The sequence below is a fragment of the Burkholderia sp. AU15512 genome (assembly GCF_002223325.1).
GTDB lineage: Bacteria > Pseudomonadota > Gammaproteobacteria > Burkholderiales > Burkholderiaceae > Burkholderia.
On record NZ_NKEX01000003.1, the window covers coordinates 1,647,720 to 1,665,889 of the forward strand.

Below are 18,170 nucleotides of genomic sequence, written 5' to 3' on the forward strand. Positions count from 1 at the left end.
TGCGGGCGGCTGCGCTGAATGAAAATATCACGAATTCGCGCCGCGCCGGATGCGCGCGCCTGGCGCGCGCTGCGCGCCATCGTCTTTCGTCTCGAACTGCCTTTCAAATACCGAGCGGCCGGGAGCACCGGCCGCCTTCAAGTCACGCGGCCGCGGCGCACGGGACAAGCCCGTCGCGCCGCGGCCGCGCATGTTTCCTGCGCGTCAGCGCGGACGGAATCCGTACAGGCCGCCGTCCTTCGTCTGCACGACGAGCGTATTGCCCGCGAGGACCGGCGCCGCCGTAATCGCGCTGCCGTCGGTCTTCATCCGTGCGATGAAGCTGCCGTCTTCACGCGACAGGAAGTGCACGAAGCCCTTGTAGTCGCCCAACACGACCGCATGCCCGAGCAGATACGGCACGCCGACGTCACGGCTCTTCAGCTTGTCGTTGCGCCACAGCTGGTTGCCCGACGCAGCATCGTACGCGGTCACGACCGACCAGTCGTCGCCGCCGGCGACCACCGAATCGTCCTGCGCGAGGCCGCTGCGGCTCGAGAACGCCTTTTCCCACAGCGGGCGGCCCGAGTTCGCATCGAAGCAGCCAAGCTGCCCCTGGAACGTCACCGCGCAGGCTTCCGCGCCCACGAGCGTCGGCGGACCGCTGACGTCGTTGATGCGCTCGACCTCGGTCACACCCTTCGGGAACGACACCGGCGTCTGCCAGAACGGCTCGCCCGTCTGCAGGTTGATCGCGACCAGCCCGCCGCCGGGGAAGCCCGCCAGCACCGCCGCGTCACCCGCGAACGTCATGCCGGCCGACACGCGCAGGTTCAGCGGCACCGCACGGTTGCGGTAGTTCCACTTCTGCTCGCCCGTCTGCGCATTGAACGCGATCACCTGGCCGTCGATCGTGCGGACGACCACGAGGCCGTTGCCGACGAGCGGCGGCGAGAAGATCTCGCCCTGCACGGTGGTCTTCCACAGTTGCTTGCCGTCCGGGCCCAGCACGAACACACCGCCCTTCAGCGCGCCGACCGCGGTCAGGTTGCCGTCGCTGCCGACACCGGCCGACAGGTCGGAGCCGACCTTCGCGCGCCAGAGCGTCTGGCCCGTCTTCGCGTCGATCTTCTCGACCGAACCGTTTTCGCCCGCTGCATAGACGGCGTCGCCCACGGCTACCGGCGAGAACAGGTAGCGCCCGCCCTTGCCGACGCTCGCCTTCCAGACCTGTTGCACGTCCATCACGGGCTTGAACTCGGTGAGCGGCGTCGGCACGCGGCGCGCGTCCTTCGACGACGAGCAGGCCGCCAGTGCAAGGACAGCCGCCGCGCAGGCAACGGGCACAGCGTAACGTTTCAGCAAATTCATCGGTTAGCGAAGCAGAGTTAAGAGGTTGAGGGGACCGGGGTTCAGCCGCCGAGCGCGTCCAGCTTGAACTGCACGAGCTGACGCGCGGACTGGTCGTCCTTCGACAGGCCGTCGAGCGCGAGCTTGTACGCCGCGCGCGCATCGTCGGTCTTGCCTTGCGCGGCAAGCAGATCGCCGCGGCGATCGGCCACGAGGCCCTTGAATGCATCGACCGGCGTACCCGACAGCAGCGCGAGGCCCGCATCGTACGCCTTCTCGTCGAGCAGCAGCGACGCGAGACGCAGCTTCGCGATCTGCTTGTACTCGTCATCCTTGGCGTGATCGACGGCCCATTGCAGCTGCGCCTTCGCACCGGCCGAGTCGCCGGCTGCGTACAGCGTCTTCGCAGCGGAGAGTGCGGTCATCTGCGCATACGGCGTGCTGCCGAACTTGTCTTCCATGTCGGCGGCCGCGCGCGCGATCGTCGCCTTGTCGTTCGCGGCGGCGGCCTTCTGGACCTGTTCGTACAGCCCGGACGCCTCGGCAGCCTGACGGCGCTGCCAGTAGTTCCAGCCGTTGAAACCGGCCGCGACGACGAGCGCCGCGAGCACGATCCACGTGGTGAGGTTGCCCCAGCGGGCCCACCACGCCTTGACACTTTCAATCGATTCTTGTTCGTCGTGGTAACTCATCGGCGAGCGATTCCTTCCTGTTCAGGCTTTTCTTGTCGAGCGGATGCCAGCGCGATCAGTCGTCGCCGTCTTCGGCGGATGCAACCATCGCATTGATTAGGAATTCGGTCAAGCCTTCGACCGGTACGGTCTGCTGAACGTTCTTTTCCCCGTCTCCGCCCGCACCGCGCAGCGCTTTCACGCCCACCGTGCCGTTTGCAACCTCTTCTTCACCGAAGATCACCGCGAACGCGGCGCCGCTTGCGTCGGCCCGTTTCATCTGCGACTTGAAGCTTGCCGGCGCGCCGTCGGCGCTGCAGTGGAAGATCACGTCGAGGCCCGTGTCGCGCAGGCGCTCGGCCGCGATGAACGCCTGTTCACGCGCGGTCTCGCCCTGGTGCACGACGTACACGTCGACGCCTTCCTGCTCGGGTGCGAGATCCTCTTCCTTCAGTAGCTCGAGGATCCGCTCGATGCCCATCGCCCAACCGCATGCGGCGGTCGGCTTGCCGCCGAGCTGCTCGATCAGCGGATCGTAGCGGCCGCCGGCTGCGACCGTCCCCTGCGCGCCGAGCTTGTCGGTGACCCACTCGAACACGGTCAGGTTGTAGTAGTCCAGGCCACGCACGAGACGCGGGTTGATCTTGAACGGAATGTTGTTCGCGAGCAGCAGACGCTGCAGCCCTTCGAAGTGCGCGCGCGATTCGTCGCCGAGGAAGTCGATCAGCTTCGGCGCGTTCTGCGCGATTTCCTGCAGCGCGGGGTTCTTCGTGTCGAGCACGCGCAGCGGGTTCGTATACAGGCGGCGCTTCGCATCCTCGTCGAGCACGTCGGCAAACTGCTCGAGGTACTTGATCAGTTCGACGCGATGCGCGGCACGCTCTTCGGCAAGGCCGAGCGAGTTGATCTCGAGCTTGATGCCGGTCAGGCCGAGGTCGTCCCACAGGCGCTGGCACATCATGATGATCTCGGCGTCCGCATCAGGACCCGCGAAGCCGAGCGCCTCGACGCCGACCTGGTGGAACTGACGATAGCGGCCGCGCTGCGGACGCTCGTGACGGAACATCGGCCCGATGTACCACAGGCGCTTCGGGCCGTCGTACAGCATGTTGTGCTCGATCGACGCCCGCACGACGGCCGCGGTATTTTCCGGGCGCATCGTCAGGTTTTCGCCGTTCAGCGCGTCGGTGAAGCTGTACATCTCTTTTTCGACGATGTCGGTGACCTCACCGATGCCGCGCGTGAAGAGCTGCGTGTGCTCGACGATCGGCGTGCGGATGTTCTGGTAACCGTAGGCGCGCAGCAGCGATTTCACCGTAGCTTCGAAGAACTCCCAAAGGCCGGCATCCTGCGGAAGGATGTCGTTCATGCCCTTGACGCCGGTGAGCTTCTCGATCTTGCGTTTTTGTTCAGTCATCGTGTGTGTGGACGAATTAGTTCGTGGCCTCAGCGCGGCCGTAGTTGCGTTCGACGTAGTCGCTGACGATCTGCTGGAATTCCTCGGCGATCCGCTCGCCGCGCAGCGTCTTGACCTTCTCGCCGTCGATGAAGACAGGCGCGGCCGGGTTCTCGCCCGAGCCCGGCAAGCTGATGCCGATGTTCGCGTGCTTCGATTCGCCCGGGCCGTTGACGATGCAGCCCATCACCGCGACGTTCATTTTCTCGACGCCCGGATACTCTTTGCGCCAGACCGGCATCTGTTCGCGCAGGTAGGTCTGGATCTGCATCGCGAGTTCCTGGAACAGCGTGCTCGTCGTACGGCCGCAGCCCGGGCACGCGATCACCATCGGTGCGAACGAGCGCAGGCCCATCGTCTGCAGGATTTCCTGGCCGACGATCACTTCGCCCGTGCGCGACGCGCCCGGTTCCGGCGTCAGCGAGATGCGGATCGTGTCGCCGATCCCTTCCTGCAGCAGCACGCCGAGTGCAGCCGTCGACGCGACGATGCCCTTCGAGCCCATGCCGGCCTCGGTCAGCCCGAGGTGCAGCGCGAAGCCGCAGCGGCGGCTGAGTTCGCGGTACACGGCGATCAGATCCTGCACGCCGCTGACCTTGCACGACAGAATGATGCGGTCGCGGCCGAGACCGAGTTCGACCGCACGCTCGGCCGAGCCGATCGCCGACTGGATCAGCGCCTCGTACATCACGCTCTGCGCATCCCACGGCTGCGAACGCGCACCGTTCTCGTCCATCATGCGCGCGAGCAGGTCCTGGTCGAGGCTGCCCCAGTTCACGCCGATCCGCACCGGCTTGTCGTACTTGGCCGCCGCCTCGATCATCTGCGCGAACTGCGTATCGCGCTTCGCGCCCTGACCGACGTTGCCCGGGTTGATCCGGTACTTCGACAGCGACTCGGCGCAGCCCGGGTAGTCGCGCAGCAGCAGGTGGCCGTTGTAGTGGAAATCGCCGACGAGCGGCACGGTCACGCCCATGCGATCGAGCTGCTCGCGGATCGCCGGCACGGCGGCCGCGGCCTCCGGCGTGTTGACCGTGATGCGCACCAGTTCGGAGCCCGCGTTCGCGAGTTCCTTGATCTGGATTGCCGTGCCGATCGCGTCGGCCGTGTCGGTATTCGTCATCGACTGCACGCGCACGGGCGCGTCGCCGCCGATCGTCACGAGCTGCCCGCCCCAGCGGACATCCACCGCATGCGATACGCGGCGCGGCTGGTGCCCGCCGAACACCGGCTCGGTTGAACAAATCTGACTGCTGCGTGGGGATTGAGCTTCGGATTGCATCGATAGATCCATTTACGCGGAATGCACCGCGACGCGGCGCATGAATTGAAAAAGCGCCGTGCCCTCGCGGCCTGTCGATATCGACGACAGGCCTTCGCCACGGCGCTTGACGTCAGGGCAACGTGAACCGCGCCACATTACCCCGCGCTGCCGAATATTTTGCCGGATCGACAGGTTTTCCGTCGAACGCGATCGCGTCGAGGCCCGCCTTGTTGCCGATCGTGACCTTGAACGGGCCGTCGCCGGCGACCTGCTTCGCCTCGCCGCCGTGCACCAGCCCGGAGAACAGTTCCTTGCCGCTCTTGTCGCGCACGCTGAACCAGCTGTCCTGCTTGACCTTCAGTTCGATCAGCGACTGGCCGGCCGCCACCGCGACGCTCGCCGGCTGGGCCGGCACGGCGGCGCTTGTCGCCGTCGTTGCCACGACGGGCTGCGATGCGGCTGCCGTCACGACCGGTGCCACGGGCGCAGGCGCCGGAGCAGCCGACGCAACCGCCGGCGCCGGGGCTGCAGACGCAACAGCCGGGGCCGGAACCTCATTCGCGACGACGGCAGACGCACCGCTCGAGGCCGCCTCTTCGACGGAAGACGATGAGGCGGCAGGCGCGCTCGCGGCCGACGCATGCTCGGCATCGCCGCTCTTGAAGCGCGCGAGCAGGCTCGACGAATCGCCGCCAGTGTGCCACATCAGTACGGCAACCACCGCGACGACGACGATCCCCGTGCCCCAGAGCCACGGGTGATGCCGCGACGACCCGCCCAGCGGAATCGACACGCGACCGCGCGGCAGATCCGTGCCCGACGACGCGGGCATCGACAGGTCGACTTCCGGCACCCCGCGCTCGCGGCGCAACGCCTGCGCGAACGGTTCCGGATCGACGCCGAGCATCTTCGCGTAGCTGCGCACGACACCGAGCGCGAACGTCACGCCGGGCAAATGGCTGATGTCACCAGCCTCGAGTGCCCGAAGCTTCTGCGGTGCGACCTTGAGTCGCGCCGACACGTCGTCGACGGTCCAACCCCGTGTCTCCCGAAGCTGCGCCAGTCGGCTGCCGACTGCCGCAAGCGATTCCAACCCTGCCGGTGCCGGCTTCGCGCCATTCGTCTCTGCGCCGTTAGACGGCTGCGGCTCACTCATCCTTGTCCTCGCGTCGATTCTTCTTCACTGGCGGCCGCCGCCGGTTCCCGCCGGCCGGCACCCGCAACTGTCCATACCATGCGCGACGCCGAGGCGCCGCGACCGATCGCTATTCGCGTGTTGTACCGCTTAAAGACCCTGGCATCCCCGGCCAGGCATCCCTGTCAAATCGCCCGAACTTCGATGATTTTTCCTGCTGCGCCCGTCCGTTCCGCGAGGCGCGTGCGGTCCTTCACTGCGCCGGCCAGCTGACCGCACGCGGCATCGATGTCGTCGCCGCGCGTCTTGCGCACGGTCGTGACGACACCCGCGTCGATGAGGACCTGTGCAAAGCGCTTGATCTGCTCCGGCTTCGAGCGGATGAGGCCCGATTCCGGAAACGGATTGAACGGGATCAGATTGAACTTGCACGGCACGTCGCGTGTGACGGCCAGCAGTTCGCGTGCATGCGCTTCGGTGTCGTTGACGCCGTCCAGCATGCAGTATTCGAAAGTGATGAAGTCGCGCGGCGCGACTTTCAGATAACGCTGGCAAGCCGCCATCAGCTCGCGCAGCGGATACTTCTTGTTGAGCGGCACCAGCTCGTCGCGCAGCGGATCGTTCGGTGCGTGCAGCGACACGGCCAGCGCAACCGGCAGCTCGGCGCCGAGGCGGTCCATCATCGGCACCACGCCGGACGTCGACAGCGTGACGCGGCGGCGCGACAGGCCGTACGCGTTGTCGTCGAGCATCAGCCGCATCGCCGGCACGACCGCGCTGTAATTCAGCAGCGGCTCGCCCATGCCCATCATCACCACGTTGGTGACGACCCGTTCGGCCTTGCCGTTCGGGCCGGGCGCGCGGCCCAGGGACGCTCGCAACGCAAATTCGGCCATCCGGAGCTGGCCGATGATTTCGGCTGTCGACAGATTGCGGGAAAAGCCCTGCTTGCCCGTCGAACAGAAGCGGCAGTTGACCGCACACCCGGCCTGCGACGACACGCACAGCGTGCCGCGCGTCTCTTCCGGGATGAACACGGTTTCGACCGCATTGCCGTTTCCGACATCGATCAGCCACTTGCGCGTGCCGTCGGTGGAAACGTGATCGCTGGCGATCTCGGGCATGCCGATCGACGCGCGGCCCTTGAGTTTTTCTCTCAAGGACTTCGCGAGATCGGTCATGCCGTCGAAGTCGCCAGCGTTGTACTGGTGGATCCAGCGCTGCAACTGCTTGGCGCGGAACGGCTTCTCGCCGAGGCTGCCGCAGTACGCGACAAGACCCTCGGCATCGAAGTCGAGAAGATTGACGGAAGTTTCGCTCGTCATGATGTGCTGCCTTGCCGCGTGCGCTGAATCCTGCCTACTTGCTGCCAGCCAGGGCTTAGCGCGAGTAAACGTTCATTTCCGGGAAGAAGAACGCGATTTCGACCGCTGCCGTTTCAGCAGCGTCCGAGCCGTGCACGGCGTTCGCGTCGATGCTGTCGGCGAAGTCGGCGCGGATCGTGCCCTTTTCTGCCTTCTTCGGATCCGTTGCGCCCATCAGGTCGCGGTTCTTCAGGATCGCGCCTTCACCTTCCAGAACCTGGATCATCACCGGGCCCGAGATCATGAAATCGACGAGGTCCTTGAAGAACGGACGCGCTGCGTGAACCGCGTAGAACTTCTCTGCGTCAGCACGCGACAGGTGCGCCATGCGCGATGCGACGATCTTCAGGCCGGCGCCTTCGAAACGGCTGTAGATCTGGCCGATCACGTTCTTTGCCACCGCATCCGGCTTGATGATCGACAGGGTGCGCTCGATTGCCATAAAAACTCCAAAAAATTAAGAAGTTACAGGTTCAAATGAATCCGCTATTGTAGCACGATCCCGTGTATCATTGCGATTGAACCCTTACACACGTGAAAGGTTCCGAATCCATATGTTTTGTGCTGCCTGGCCATTGAAACCTCCCGGCACGGAACGTATCTTAGCCATAGCTGCTCCGGTTTGCTGCGCCGCACACCGCGTGTGCCGAACCGGCCCCGGACGCCCACGCGTTCAATGTTAGGAGAAACCATGAACGACTATCCGTACAATTTCGGCCGCGGCGGTTCCGTCAGCACCGCCGAGGTTCGCAACCGCGTGCTGCGGAACACGTACTGGCTGCTCGCGCTGTCGATGGTGCCGACCGTGCTGGGCGCCTGGGTCGGCGTCGCGACGGGCTTCTCGCTGTTCGCGGCCACGAGCCCGATGATGAGCCTGCTCGCGTTCTTCGCGATCGCGTTCGGCTTCATGTTCGCGATCGAGCGGACCAAAAACAGCGCGGCCGGCGTATTCGTGCTGCTCGGCTTCACGTTCTTCATGGGCCTCATGCTGTCGCGGCTGCTGAGCTTCATCCTCGGCTTCTCGAACGGCCCGTCGTTGATCATGCTCGCGTTCGGCGGCACCGGCATCATCTTCGCCGCGATGGCGACGATCGCCACCGTCAGCAAGCGTGACTTCTCGGGGCTCGGCAAGTGGCTGTTCATGGGCGTGATCGTGATCCTGCTCGCCTCGGTCGCGAACATCTTCCTGCAACTCCCGGCGCTGATGCTCACCGTGTCGGTACTCGCGATCGCGATCTTCTCCGCCTACATGCTGTTCGACGTCCAGCGCGTCGTGAACGGCGGCGAGACGAACTACATCTCGGCCACGCTCGCGATCTACCTCGACCTGTACAACGTGTTCACGAACCTGCTCGCACTGCTCGGCATCTTCGGCGGCAACCGCAACTGACGTTCACTGCACCCCATGAAAAAACCGGCCCGCGGGCCGGTTTTTTTACGTCCGCCGCCTGACTCAGTCGCGCTCGAACAGCGCGATCGATTCGACGTGCGACGTATTCGGGAACATGTTCACGACACCGGCGCCCTTCAGGCGGTAGCCGGCCTCGTGCACGAGCAGGCCCGCGTCGCGCGCCAGCGTCGACGGGTTGCACGACACGTAGACGATGCGCTTCGGCAACGGGCCTTTACCGCTCTGCGCGATCTCGGCCAGCGCCTTCGACACCGCGAGCGCGCCTTCGCGCGGCGGGTCGATCAGGAACTTGTCGAATGCGCCGAGCGCACGCATGTCGTCGCCCGTCACTTCGAACAGGTTCCGGCATGCGAACGTCGTGTGGCCGTCGACACCGTTCTCGCGCGCATTCGCCAGCGCGCGCGTCGTCAGCGTATCGCTGCCTTCGATGCCCATCACCTCGCGCGACAGCCGCGCGAGCGGCAGCGTGAAGTTGCCGATCCCGCAGAACAGGTCGAGCACGCGGTCGTCGCGCGACGGCGCGAGCAGGCGCAGCGCGCGCCCCACCAGCACGCGGTTGATTTGATGATTGACCTGCGTGAAATCGGTCGGCTTGAACGGCATGCGGATGCCGAATTCCGGCAGCGTGTAGTCGAGCGATACGTCGAGCGGATAGAACGGCGTCACCGTGTCCGGCCCTTTCGGCTGCAGCCAGAACTGCACCTTGTGCTCGTCCGCGAACGCGCGCAGCAGCGCTTCGTCGTCCGCGTTGATCGGCTCCAGCACGCGCAGCACGAGCGCCGTGACTTCTGAACCGACCGCGAGCTCGATCTGCGGCATCCGATCGCGGATCGACAACCCCTCGACCAGCCGGCGCAGCGGCACGAGCATCGCCGACACGTGCGGCGGCAGCACTTCGCAGCTCGTCATGTCGGCGACGTAGCTGCTCTTCTTCTCGTGGAACCCGACCAGCACGCCGCCCTTCTTCGCGACGTTGCGCACGGTCAGGCGCGCGCGGTAGCGATAGCCCCACGACGGGCCGTGAATCGGCGCGAACATCGTTTCCGCGCGCAGCTTCGCGAGGTGCCACAGGTTGTCTTCGAGCACGCGCTGCTTGACCGCCACCTGCGCCCGCATGTCGAGATGCTGCATCGAGCAACCGCCGCAGGTGCCGAAGAACGCGCATTTCGGCTTCGTGCGCATCACGCTCGGGCGCAGAATGTCGACGACCGTCGCCTGCTCGTAGCTCGGCTTGCGGCGGAAGCTCGAATAGGTCACACGCTCGCCCGGCAGCGCGCCCTCGACGAAGATGACCTTGCCCGGCTCGCCGTCCGCGGTGATCGTGCGGCCGACACCGCGCGCTTCCATGTCGAGCGATTCGATCTCGAGGACCGGGGCGATTCCGGGCGCGACGGGCGCGTTTCTTGATTTGCGCGCAGAAGTGGGGACGGCTTCGGACACCAGCTTTTCCTGACAAACGTTGAAGAAGGCGAGATTGTAGACGACGCAGGCCCGCATCGCCCGCTTTGCATGCGCCAAGCGCCGATACTTAAGCATAGACGGCCCGGCATTGCGCCGGAACGGCCAGACAGGCGGGCCCCCGAGAGCGCCAGCGGCCACGTGGCCCGTGGCGCCGACTCAGGTAAGCCCGGGCCCGAGATCCCCCCGACAGGAGATTCGACCATGCAACTGATCGACTGGAACATCCAATGGGGTCGGGACGCGGACGGCGGCGTCGATCTTGCGCGCACCGTCGCAGCGATCCGCGCGCTCGGCGACTTCGACGTGCTGTGCCTGCAGGAAGTCACGCGCGGCTTCGGCGCACTGCCCGGCCGGCCCGGTGCCGACCAGTTCGCCGAACTCGCAGCGCTGCTGCCCGGATATACGATCGTCGAAGCGATCGGTGCCGACTTGCCGCCCATTGAAACCGGCGCACCGCGCCGCCAGTTCGGCAACGCAATCGCGACCCGCATGCCGGTCGGGCGCGCACTCCGCCAGTTGCTGCCGTGGCCGGCCGACGCCGGCGCGCCGTCGATGCCGCGCGTCGCGCTCGACGTCGCGTTGCAGGCGCCCTTCGGGCCACTGCGGGTGGTCACCACGCATCTGGAATATTATTCGGCGCGCCAGCGGCTCGCGCAGGTTGACGCATTGCGCGACCGGCACCGCGAGGCCTGCGCGCACGCGGCACGACCAGCGCCCGCCGAAACCGCCGAGGGGCCGTTCAGCGCAACCGGCCAGCCACGCGATGCGATCATCTGTGGCGACTTCAACAGCGCGTTCGGCAGCGACGCCTATTGCCGACTCCTGGAGCCAATCTCGGACGCGCCGCGCTTCATCGACGCATGGGTCGCTCGGCACCCGGGCCGCATGCCACCGCCGACGGCGGGTGTCTACGATACGGTGCAATGGTCGGAGGGGCCGCTCGCGTGCGACTTCGTGTTCGTGACCGATACGCTGCTGCCGCGCGTCATGCGCTGTGAAATCGACGGCGACGTGCGCGCGTCCGATCACCAGCCGGTGCTGCTCGAACTGGCCTGATCGCGCCGCCGGCCGCAGCGCACTCGCCCTCGCTATGCGTCGAAACCGGCCAGGTATTCGGCCCAGTGCGACGCAGGCTCCTGTGCAAGCGAGTTCTTCACGAGCAGGATCTCGTCCGCATACTCGCTCGGCGTCAGGCCGCCGCGCATCAACTGGAACCGGCAGTACAGCAGGTAGGTATTGACGACGTCGGTTTCGCAATAATTGCGGATTTCCTCGATTCGCCCGGCCTGGAACGCCGGCCACACCTGGCTGCCGTCCATGCCGAGCTTGCCCGGAAAGCCGCACATCTTCGCGAGCGCGTCGAGCGGCGCATTCGCGCGCGCCTGATACATCGCGAGCACATCCATCAGGTCGGTATGCCGCGAGTGGTAGCGCGAGATGTAGTTGTTCCACTTGAAATCGCGGTCGTCCTCGCCGAGATCCCAGTAGCGGCTCGCGGGGATGCCGTGCACGAGCGCGCGGTAATGGAGCACCGGCAGATCGAAGCCGCCGCCGTTCCACGACACGAGCTGCGGCGTGTATTTCTCGATCACGCGGTAGAACGACTGGATCAGCGTCGCTTCGTTGTCCTGCGGCGTGCCGAGCGAGCGCACACGAAAACCGTTGTTGTCGCGGAACACGCATGAAATCGCCGCGATGCGCTGCAGGTGGTGCGGCAGGAAATCGCCGCCGGTCTTCTCGCGGCGGGCGGCGAATGCATGCTCGGCCACCGCGGCATCGTCGAGCGTCGCGGGCAGGTCTTCCAGACGGCGAATGCCGTCGACATCGGGAATCGTCTCGATGTCAAAAACGAGAATCGGAGTCATCAGTTACAGAACGGCGTCCTTGCGCACGCCGTTGGAGGCGAAAAACCGCTTGAGGCGCACCAGCGCTTCCTGCTGGATCTGGCGCACACGCTCGCGCGTGAGCCCCATCTCGTCGGCCAGCTCCTCGAGCGTTGCCGGTTCGATGTGGTTCAGGCCGAAGCGGCGCTCGATCACGTGCCGATGCTTGTCGGACAGCCGCGACAGCCACGCGCGCGTCAGCGTCTCGAGCTCGCGGTGCTGCACCTCGGCGTCGGGCGACTGGCTCTGGTCGTCAGGCAGCAGGTCGAGCAGGCTGCTCGCGGGATCGAGGTCGAGCGGCGCGTCGAGCGACGCCGTGTGCTCGTTGAGCGCAAGGATGTCGGTGACTTCCTCGGCGGTCTTGCCGGTGAGATAGGCGATGTCGTCGATGCTGGCTTCGCGGCGCTCGGCCGCCTCGCCCGTCGACATCGAGTTCTTTTCGAGGTGGCGCTTCGCGCGCAGCACCTGGTTCAGTTCGCGGATCACGTGCACCGGCAGGCGCACCGTGCGGGCCTGGTTCATGATCGCGCGCTCGATGCTCTGCCGGATCCACCACGTCGCGTAGGTCGAGAAGCGGAAGCCGCGCGTCGGGTCGAATTTCTCGATGGCATGCATCAGGCCGAGGTTGCCTTCCTCGATCAGGTCGAGCAGCGGCACGCCACGGTTCAGATATCCCTTCGCGATGCTGACGACGAGACGCAGATTGCGCTCGATCATCACCTGCCGCGCCTCGAATTCGCCGGCCTTGGCCAGACGCGAATAGCGCTGCTCCTCCTCGACGGTGAGCAGCGGCTTCACGCTGATGCGGTTCAGGTAATGCTGGATCGTGTCGGCCGTGAGCTCGGCCTGCAGCATCGTGCGGAAATCGTCGACATCGGGCGCCGCCTCGACACGGCCTTCGCGCTCGTCGTCGCCACCGTCCGCGTCGGCGTCGCGTGCCTCGAGATCACGCTCGTTGTCCGCGACGTCGTCTTCGTCGTCCGTCGAAGCACCAGCTCGCCCCACCGATGCTTGCGTGGCTCGACTGATTTTCTCAGACTCGGCTTGCGGCTCGTGGCGCTTCGATTTCGGCATGGTCGTCTCGGTTATTGAGGCGGCAAATACTTCAGCGGATCGACAGGTTTACCCTGCCGGCGAACCTCGAAATGCAGCATCACGCGGTCGGAATCGCTGTTCCCCATCTCGGCGATCTTCTGCCCCTTCGTTACCGCGTCCCCCTCTTTTACCATCAAAGCGCGATTGTGTGCATACGCCGTGAGGTAAGTTGCATCGTGCTTGATGATAATGAGGTTGCCGTAGCCGCGCAGGCCATTGCCCGAGTAGACGACGCGACCGTCGGCCGCCGCCTTCACGGTCTCGCCGGCCGACCCGCCGATATTGACGCCCTTGTTCTTCGCGTCGTCGAAACCGTTCAGCACGGGACCGCGCGCGGGCCATGCGAACGTCACGGGGCCGCTCGGCGCGGCTGCCGTATCGCTCGATGCGGCTGCCGCGGCAGGCGGCGTCGCGACCGACGACGACGTGCCGGCGGCCGGCGTTGCCGGGCCGCTGCTGAGCGGCGCGGTCGCAACAGCGGCGCCCGCGATCGGTGCGGCGACCTGCGTGCCCGTAACGGCGGCACCAGCCTGCGGCGAAACGCGCAGCAGCTGGTCGACTTCAATCTGATTCGGGTTCGCCAGGTTGTTCCACGCGGCGATGTCGCGATAGTTCTGCCCGTTTTCGAGTGCGATCCGGTACAGCGTGTCGCCCGGCTTCACCCGGTAGTAACCCGGCGGCGCCGGAGGAAGCGGCGCCGCGGGCTGCGCGGTGCCGGTCGTGCCGAGCGAACCGGAGCGATCGACGACGGGCGCGTTGTCGAGCCGCGTCGCACAGGCGGCCAGAAGCGTGGAGAACGCAGCTACGCAGATCGCCCGCTGGGCGAGCGTGAGCGGTTCCCTGGAACGGTTGTTTTGCATCGCGCGCAACATACTCATCGGTTTCAAATTACTCCGGATTTTAAAGGGACAAAGAAAACGCGATCAAGCCGTGACTCTCGCCATTGCGCGTGCGCGACGCGCTCGACGAGCGTGAGCACCTGGTGCTGCCCGCTCTGCGCGCCGACCGGCGCGACGAGCCGCCCGCCGATCGCGAGCTGCTCGAGCAGCGCCTGCGGCACGTCGAGCCCTGCCGCCGCGATCACGATCGCGTCGAACGGGGCTGCGGACGGCAAGCCGACACGCCCGTCGCCGTAGTGCAGACGGATGTTCGGCACGCGCAGCGGCCGCAGGTTCAGCTTCGCGCGCTCGTAGAGCGGCTTGATGCGTTCAATCGAATACACGTCGCGTGCCACGTGGCTCAGCACGGCGGCCTGATAGCCGCAGCCCGTGCCGATCTCGAGAACGCGCTCGAGCGTGCGGCCGGCCATCGCGAGCTCGATCATGCGCGCGACGACCGACGGCTTTGAAATGGTCTGCTGGTGGCCGATCGGCAACGCCGAATCCTCGTAGGCCTGCGTCGCGAGCCCCGGATCCACGAACATGTGTCGCGGCACCGCGGCCATCGCTTCCAGCACACGCGCGTCGGTCACACCGTTCGCGCGCAGCCGTTCGACCATCCGTTCGCGCACGCGTTCCGACGTAAGCGCGAACGCGCCGGCCGGCGCGACGCTCGGTGCGGCCGGCTTCGGCATCGCCGGCTTCAGTGCGGTCGGCTTCGGCGCGGTCGCCGGCTTCGCGGCGGCGGAGCCGGGCAACGCCGATCGCGTCGCAGCGGGCTTCACCGCAACCGGTTTCAGCACGGCCGCAGGCTTGTCGGCGGCCTTCGATGCCGCAACCGCCGCATGGCGTTCGCCGGCCCGACCTTCCGACTTGCGTGGCGCTCGCTTGAGATCTTCGAGCGCGAGCGGGAACCGCTTCGCGCGCTCGCCGCTCATGAAGCCCGCCCTCCGGCGCGCGCCCATTCGCGCGTCGCGGACAGCATCTGCGTGTGCGTGAGGTCCAGCTGCAGCGGCGTGATCGACACGAAACCGTTTGCCACTGCATGAAAATCGGTGCCGTCGCTGGCGTCCAGCGCTTCGCCCGCCGCGCCGATCCAGTAGATCGGTTCGCCGCGCGGGTCGGTCTGGCGAATCACCGGCTGCGACGGATGACGCTTGCCGAGGCGCGTGACCTTCCAGCCTTTCAGTTCGTTATACGGCAGGTTCGGAATATTGACGTTGAGCAGCGGCTGGCCCGGCAACGGATGCGCGAGAGAGTGCTCGACGATTTCCGCGGCGACGCGCGCGGCGTCCGCCAGATGGGCCCAGCCCTTGTCGACCAGCGAGAATGCGATGGCCGGCACGCCGAACATGATGCCCTCGGTGGCGGCCGCAACTGTCCCCGAATAGAGCGTGTCCTCGCCCATGTTCTGGCCGTTGTTGATCCCGGAAACGACGAGGTCCGGCCTGGCGTCGGCCATCCCCGTCAACGCGACGTGTACCGAATCGGTCGGCGTGCCGTTCACGTAGAAGAAACCCGTACTCGCCGCGCGCTGCACCGACAGCGGCCGCGACAGCGTGAGGGAATTCGACGCGCCGCTGCAGTTCTGCTCGGGCGCGATCACCGTGAGCTCGGCCAGCGGCTGCAGCGCGTCGCTGAGCGCGGCGAGACCGGGGGCGAGATAGCCGTCGTCGTTGCTGAGTAGGATTCGCATCCGGCGATTGTAACCGAGGAAAGATGGCGCGAGAGCGACAGTCCGGCGACTGCGGAGCGACGGCTGCGGGCACCCGGACACGCTGCGCCGCCGCGTTGCGGCGCGGCGTTCCGCGTGCTCAGGAAAACGTCGCGCCGCCCCGGTTTCCCCCCCGCCAACGGAGCGCCCTGGCAGAATGCGCCGTTCCGGAAGCCCGGCGCGAAGCGACAGGCCCGAGGGTGGTCAAATCGCGCCCGCTTCGCGCAGTGCGGCAATCGCCGGCGCGTCGTAGCCGAGGCCGCGCAGCACCTCGTCCGTATGCTCGCCGAGCTCGGGCCCGAGCCAGCGCGTTTCGCCCGGCGTGTCGGACAGCTTCGGCGTGATGTTCGGCAAAGGAATGTCGGTGCCGTCGGCCAGCTTGAAGCGCTGGATCATCTGCCGCGCGACGAACTGCGGATCGGTAAACATGTCGGCGGCGCTGTAGATGCGGCCGGCGGGCACGTCGGCCGCGTTGAGCACGACGAGAGCTTCTTCGATCGTGCGCGGCGCAAGCCACGCGGCAATCGCGTCGTCGATCTCCTGCGTGCGCGGCACGCGCCCGTCGTTTTGCGCGAGCGCAGGATCGTCCGCGAGGTCGTCGCGCTCGATCGCCTTCATCAGCCGCTTGAAGATCGGGTCGCTGTTGCCGCCGATCACGATGCTGCCGTCGCGGCACGCATACGTATTCGACGGCACGATGCCCGGCAGCGACGCGCCGGTGCGCTCGCGCACCATCCCGTACACGCCGTATTCGGGCACGACGCTTTCCATCATGTTGAAGACGGCTTCATACAGTGCAACGTCGACCACCTGCCCCGCCCCGCCGTTGACCTTGCGGTGATGCAGCGCCATCAGCGCGCCGATCACGCCGTGCAGCGCGGCGATCGAATCGCCGATCGAGATGCCGATGCGCGGCGGCGGCAGTTCGGGATAGCCGGTGATGTGACGCAGCCCGCCCATCGATTCGGCGATCGCGCCGAAGCCGGGCCGGTCGCGGTACGGGCCGGTCTGCCCGTAACCGGACAGGCGCACCATCACGAGGCCCGGGTTCTCGGCCGACAGCACGTCGTAGCCGAGCCCGAGCTTTTCGAGCAGGCCCGGGCGGAAATTCTCGATCACGATGTCGGCCTCGCGCGCGAGTTGCCGCGCGATCGCCTTGCCGGCGTCGGCCTTCAGGTTGAGCGTGACCGATTTCTTGTTGCGCGCCTGGACGGACCACCACAGCGACGTGCCGCCCTGCTCCGGATGGAGCTTGCGCCACTTGCGCAGCGGGTCGCCCCCGTTCGGATCCTCGATCTTGATCACTTCCGCGCCGAATTCGGCGAACAGCCGCGACGCGAACGGTCCCGCGATCAGCGTTCCGAATTCGAGCACTTTGACGCCCGCGAGCGGGCCCTGGCTGGTGCTCATGTGTCTCCTAGGGTCTGTTTACATATGGAACGTGCATGCGTTGCCACGAGAACGGCCGCTCGCGAGGCGCGCGACGCCGCGAATACTGACGTATCGCCAAGGAGCGCAACGCGGCGAGCGGCCGGCGGCGCCCGGCTTACATCGTGCGGCGGTCGAGCATTGCGCGGGCGATGGTGCCCGCGTCGACGTATTCGAGCTCCCCGCCCACCGGCACGCCGCGCGCGAGGCGCGTGACCGCGAGCCCGCGCGCCTTCAGCGTCTGGCCGAGGTAGTGCGCGGTGGCTTCGCCTTCGTTCGTGAAGTTGGTCGCGAGCACGACTTCCTTGACGACACCATCGGACGCGCGCCGCACGAGGCGGTCGAAATGGATTTCCTTCGGGCCGATCCCGTCGAGCGGGCTCAGCCGGCCCATCAGCACGAAATACAGCCCGCGGTAAGTCATCGTCTGCTCGAGCATGATCTGGTCGGCAGGCGTCTCGACGACGCACAGCAGCGTCGGATCACGCTCTTCGTCGCTGCAGACCTCGCAGATCTGCGCTTCGGTGAACGTGTTGCACTTTTCGCAGTGCTGCAGGTGCTCGGTCGCGAACAGCAGCGACCGGCCGAGCCGCTCCGCACCCTCCCGATCGTGCTGCATCAGGTGGACCGCCATGCGCTGGGCGGATTTCGGCCCGACGCCGGGCAGCACGCGTAACGCTTCGACGAGCGCGGACAGGGCGGACGGCTGTTTCATACGGCAGCAAAAAGTGACACGGACGCTACGCTCAGAACGGCAGCTTGAAGCCCGGGGGCAACGGCAGGCCCGACGTCATGCCGCTCATCTTTTCCTGCGACGTCGCTTCGGCCTTGCGCACGGCGTCGTTGAACGCAGCCGCGACGAGATCCTCGAGCATGTCCTTGTCGTCCGCGAGCAGGCTCGGGTCGATCGACACGCGACGCACTTCATTGCGGCACGTCATCGTCACCTTGACGAGGCCGGCGCCCGACTGCCCTTCGACTTCGATCAGCGCAAGCTGCTCCTGCATCTTCTTCATGTTTTCCTGCATTTGCTGCGCTTGCTTCATCAGTCCGGCGAGGTTGCCTTTCAACATGGGAATAC

18 protein-coding genes are annotated in these 18,170 nt (G+C 66.3%); 2 read left to right on the plus strand and 16 right to left on the minus strand.

The features are described 5' to 3' along the window. Window positions 1-204: 204 nt before the first annotated feature. The 7 genes from bamB to ndk all read right to left on the minus strand — a co-directional run bounded on the left by bamB (window position 205) and on the right by ndk (window position 7,661). Entirely contained in the window at window positions 205-1,350 is a 1,146-nt protein-coding gene (gene bamB, locus CFB43_RS10235; protein ID WP_089425558.1) for an outer membrane protein assembly factor BamB, read from the minus strand. 41 nt (window positions 1,351-1,391) lie between these two features. Beyond that, window positions 1,392-2,021 (minus strand): tetratricopeptide repeat protein, encoded by a 630-nt coding sequence (locus CFB43_RS10240; RefSeq protein ID WP_039360256.1) that lies wholly within the window; start codon window positions 2,019-2,021, stop codon window positions 1,392-1,394. A 55-nt stretch (window positions 2,022-2,076) separates the two neighbouring features. Beyond that, on the minus strand, window positions 2,077-3,417 hold the full coding sequence (gene hisS, locus CFB43_RS10245) for a histidine--tRNA ligase (protein WP_039360260.1): 1,341 nt from the start codon (window positions 3,415-3,417) through the stop codon (window positions 2,077-2,079). A gap of 16 nt (window positions 3,418-3,433) precedes the next feature. Further along, complete coding sequence (gene ispG / locus CFB43_RS10250) at window positions 3,434-4,738, minus strand: flavodoxin-dependent (E)-4-hydroxy-3-methylbut-2-enyl-diphosphate synthase (protein WP_089494984.1); 1,305 nt, start codon at window positions 4,736-4,738, stop codon at window positions 3,434-3,436. A 112-nt stretch (window positions 4,739-4,850) separates the two neighbouring features. Next, window positions 4,851-5,876 carry a helix-turn-helix domain-containing protein gene (locus CFB43_RS10255; RefSeq protein ID WP_089494985.1) on the minus strand — a complete coding sequence of 342 codons (1,026 nt, stop codon included), beginning with the start codon at window positions 5,874-5,876 and terminating at the stop codon, window positions 4,851-4,853. 164 nt (window positions 5,877-6,040) lie between these two features. Continuing rightward, the gene (rlmN, locus tag CFB43_RS10260) at window positions 6,041-7,180 is read right to left on the minus strand and encodes a 23S rRNA (adenine(2503)-C(2))-methyltransferase RlmN (protein ID WP_069248105.1); all 1,140 of its coding nucleotides are present in this window, start codon (window positions 7,178-7,180) and stop codon (window positions 6,041-6,043) included. 55 nt (window positions 7,181-7,235) lie between these two features. Beyond that, window positions 7,236-7,661 carry a nucleoside-diphosphate kinase gene (gene ndk, locus CFB43_RS10265; RefSeq protein WP_006478674.1) on the minus strand — a complete coding sequence of 142 codons (426 nt, stop codon included), beginning with the start codon at window positions 7,659-7,661 and terminating at the stop codon, window positions 7,236-7,238. A 249-nt stretch (window positions 7,662-7,910) separates the two neighbouring features. Between ndk and CFB43_RS10270 the strand changes: the two genes are divergently transcribed. Then, window positions 7,911-8,609 carry a Bax inhibitor-1/YccA family protein gene (locus tag CFB43_RS10270; RefSeq protein ID WP_006761414.1) on the plus strand — a complete coding sequence of 233 codons (699 nt, stop codon included), beginning with the start codon at window positions 7,911-7,913 and terminating at the stop codon, window positions 8,607-8,609. Between the two features lie 63 nt (window positions 8,610-8,672). Here CFB43_RS10270 and rlmD read toward each other — a convergent pair whose 3' ends face one another. Beyond that, window positions 8,673-10,127: a 23S rRNA (uracil(1939)-C(5))-methyltransferase RlmD gene (gene rlmD, locus CFB43_RS10275; protein ID WP_264171036.1), complete on the minus strand. Its 1,455-nt coding sequence runs from the start codon at window positions 10,125-10,127 to the stop codon at window positions 8,673-8,675. 165 nt (window positions 10,128-10,292) lie between these two features. Here rlmD and CFB43_RS10280 point away from each other — a divergent pair, with 165 nt between their 5' ends. Then, entirely contained in the window at window positions 10,293-11,147 is an 855-nt protein-coding gene (locus tag CFB43_RS10280) for an endonuclease/exonuclease/phosphatase family protein (RefSeq protein ID WP_089494986.1), read from the plus strand. Between the two features lie 32 nt (window positions 11,148-11,179). On the opposite strand, the gene CFB43_RS10285 is transcribed toward CFB43_RS10280, so the two are convergent. From CFB43_RS10285 to CFB43_RS10320, 8 genes are all read right to left on the minus strand, one after another. Next, window positions 11,180-11,956, minus strand: coding sequence for a 3'-5' exonuclease (locus tag CFB43_RS10285; RefSeq protein WP_039360281.1), 777 nt, complete (start codon window positions 11,954-11,956; stop codon window positions 11,180-11,182). A gap of 3 nt (window positions 11,957-11,959) precedes the next feature. Next, window positions 11,960-13,048, minus strand: coding sequence for an RNA polymerase sigma factor RpoS (rpoS, locus tag CFB43_RS10290; protein ID WP_089494987.1), 1,089 nt, complete (start codon window positions 13,046-13,048; stop codon window positions 11,960-11,962). Between the two features lie 11 nt (window positions 13,049-13,059). Next, complete coding sequence (locus CFB43_RS10295; protein ID WP_089494988.1) at window positions 13,060-13,947, minus strand: peptidoglycan DD-metalloendopeptidase family protein; 888 nt, start codon at window positions 13,945-13,947, stop codon at window positions 13,060-13,062. 5 nt (window positions 13,948-13,952) lie between these two features. Further along, the gene (locus CFB43_RS10300; RefSeq protein WP_089494989.1) at window positions 13,953-14,885 is read right to left on the minus strand and encodes a protein-L-isoaspartate(D-aspartate) O-methyltransferase; all 933 of its coding nucleotides are present in this window, start codon (window positions 14,883-14,885) and stop codon (window positions 13,953-13,955) included. After that, window positions 14,882-15,643 carry a 5'/3'-nucleotidase SurE gene (gene surE, locus CFB43_RS10305; protein WP_089494990.1) on the minus strand — a complete coding sequence of 254 codons (762 nt, stop codon included), beginning with the start codon at window positions 15,641-15,643 and terminating at the stop codon, window positions 14,882-14,884. The genes CFB43_RS10300 and surE overlap by 4 nt, the downstream gene beginning before the upstream one ends. A 222-nt stretch (window positions 15,644-15,865) precedes the next feature. Further along, window positions 15,866-17,071 (minus strand): CaiB/BaiF CoA transferase family protein, encoded by a 1,206-nt coding sequence (locus tag CFB43_RS10310; protein ID WP_089425563.1) that lies wholly within the window; start codon window positions 17,069-17,071, stop codon window positions 15,866-15,868. 136 nt (window positions 17,072-17,207) lie between these two features. Beyond that, complete coding sequence (gene recR / locus CFB43_RS10315; RefSeq protein ID WP_006478665.1) at window positions 17,208-17,804, minus strand: recombination mediator RecR; 597 nt, start codon at window positions 17,802-17,804, stop codon at window positions 17,208-17,210. Between the two features lie 31 nt (window positions 17,805-17,835). Continuing rightward, window positions 17,836-18,162 (minus strand): YbaB/EbfC family nucleoid-associated protein, encoded by a 327-nt coding sequence (locus tag CFB43_RS10320; protein ID WP_006482124.1) that lies wholly within the window; start codon window positions 18,160-18,162, stop codon window positions 17,836-17,838. Window positions 18,163-18,170 lie beyond the last annotated feature (8 nt).

Coding starts and splice junctions, on each gene's coding strand:
- rlmD (WP_264171036.1), bottom strand. CDS start 10,127: ATGCGGGCCTGCGTCGTCTACAATCTCGCCTTCTTCAACGTTTGTCAG.
- rpoS (WP_089494987.1), bottom strand. CDS start 13,048: ATGCCGAAATCGAAGCGCCACGAGCCGCAAGCCGAGTCTGAGAAAATC.
- CFB43_RS10240 (WP_039360256.1), bottom strand. CDS start 2,021: ATGAGTTACCACGACGAACAAGAATCGATTGAAAGTGTCAAGGCGTGG.
- rlmN (WP_069248105.1), bottom strand. CDS start 7,180: ATGACGAGCGAAACTTCCGTCAATCTTCTCGACTTCGATGCCGAGGGT.
- CFB43_RS10270 (WP_006761414.1), top strand. CDS start 7,911: ATGAACGACTATCCGTACAATTTCGGCCGCGGCGGTTCCGTCAGCACC.
- surE (WP_089494990.1), bottom strand. CDS start 15,643: ATGCGAATCCTACTCAGCAACGACGACGGCTATCTCGCCCCCGGTCTC.
- hisS (WP_039360260.1), bottom strand. CDS start 3,417: ATGACTGAACAAAAACGCAAGATCGAGAAGCTCACCGGCGTCAAGGGC.
- CFB43_RS10255 (WP_089494985.1), bottom strand. CDS start 5,876: ATGAGTGAGCCGCAGCCGTCTAACGGCGCAGAGACGAATGGCGCGAAG.
- ndk (WP_006478674.1), bottom strand. CDS start 7,661: ATGGCAATCGAGCGCACCCTGTCGATCATCAAGCCGGATGCGGTGGCA.
- ispG (WP_089494984.1), bottom strand. CDS start 4,738: ATGCAATCCGAAGCTCAATCCCCACGCAGCAGTCAGATTTGTTCAACC.
- CFB43_RS10320 (WP_006482124.1), bottom strand. CDS start 18,162: ATGTTGAAAGGCAACCTCGCCGGACTGATGAAGCAAGCGCAGCAAATG.
- recR (WP_006478665.1), bottom strand. CDS start 17,804: ATGAAACAGCCGTCCGCCCTGTCCGCGCTCGTCGAAGCGTTACGCGTG.
- bamB (WP_089425558.1), bottom strand. CDS start 1,350: ATGAATTTGCTGAAACGTTACGCTGTGCCCGTTGCCTGCGCGGCGGCT.
- CFB43_RS10295 (WP_089494988.1), bottom strand. CDS start 13,947: ATGAGTATGTTGCGCGCGATGCAAAACAACCGTTCCAGGGAACCGCTC.
- CFB43_RS10310 (WP_089425563.1), bottom strand. CDS start 17,071: ATGAGCACCAGCCAGGGCCCGCTCGCGGGCGTCAAAGTGCTCGAATTC.
- CFB43_RS10285 (WP_039360281.1), bottom strand. CDS start 11,956: ATGACTCCGATTCTCGTTTTTGACATCGAGACGATTCCCGATGTCGAC.
- CFB43_RS10280 (WP_089494986.1), top strand. CDS start 10,293: ATGCAACTGATCGACTGGAACATCCAATGGGGTCGGGACGCGGACGGC.
- CFB43_RS10300 (WP_089494989.1), bottom strand. CDS start 14,885: ATGAGCGGCGAGCGCGCGAAGCGGTTCCCGCTCGCGCTCGAAGATCTC.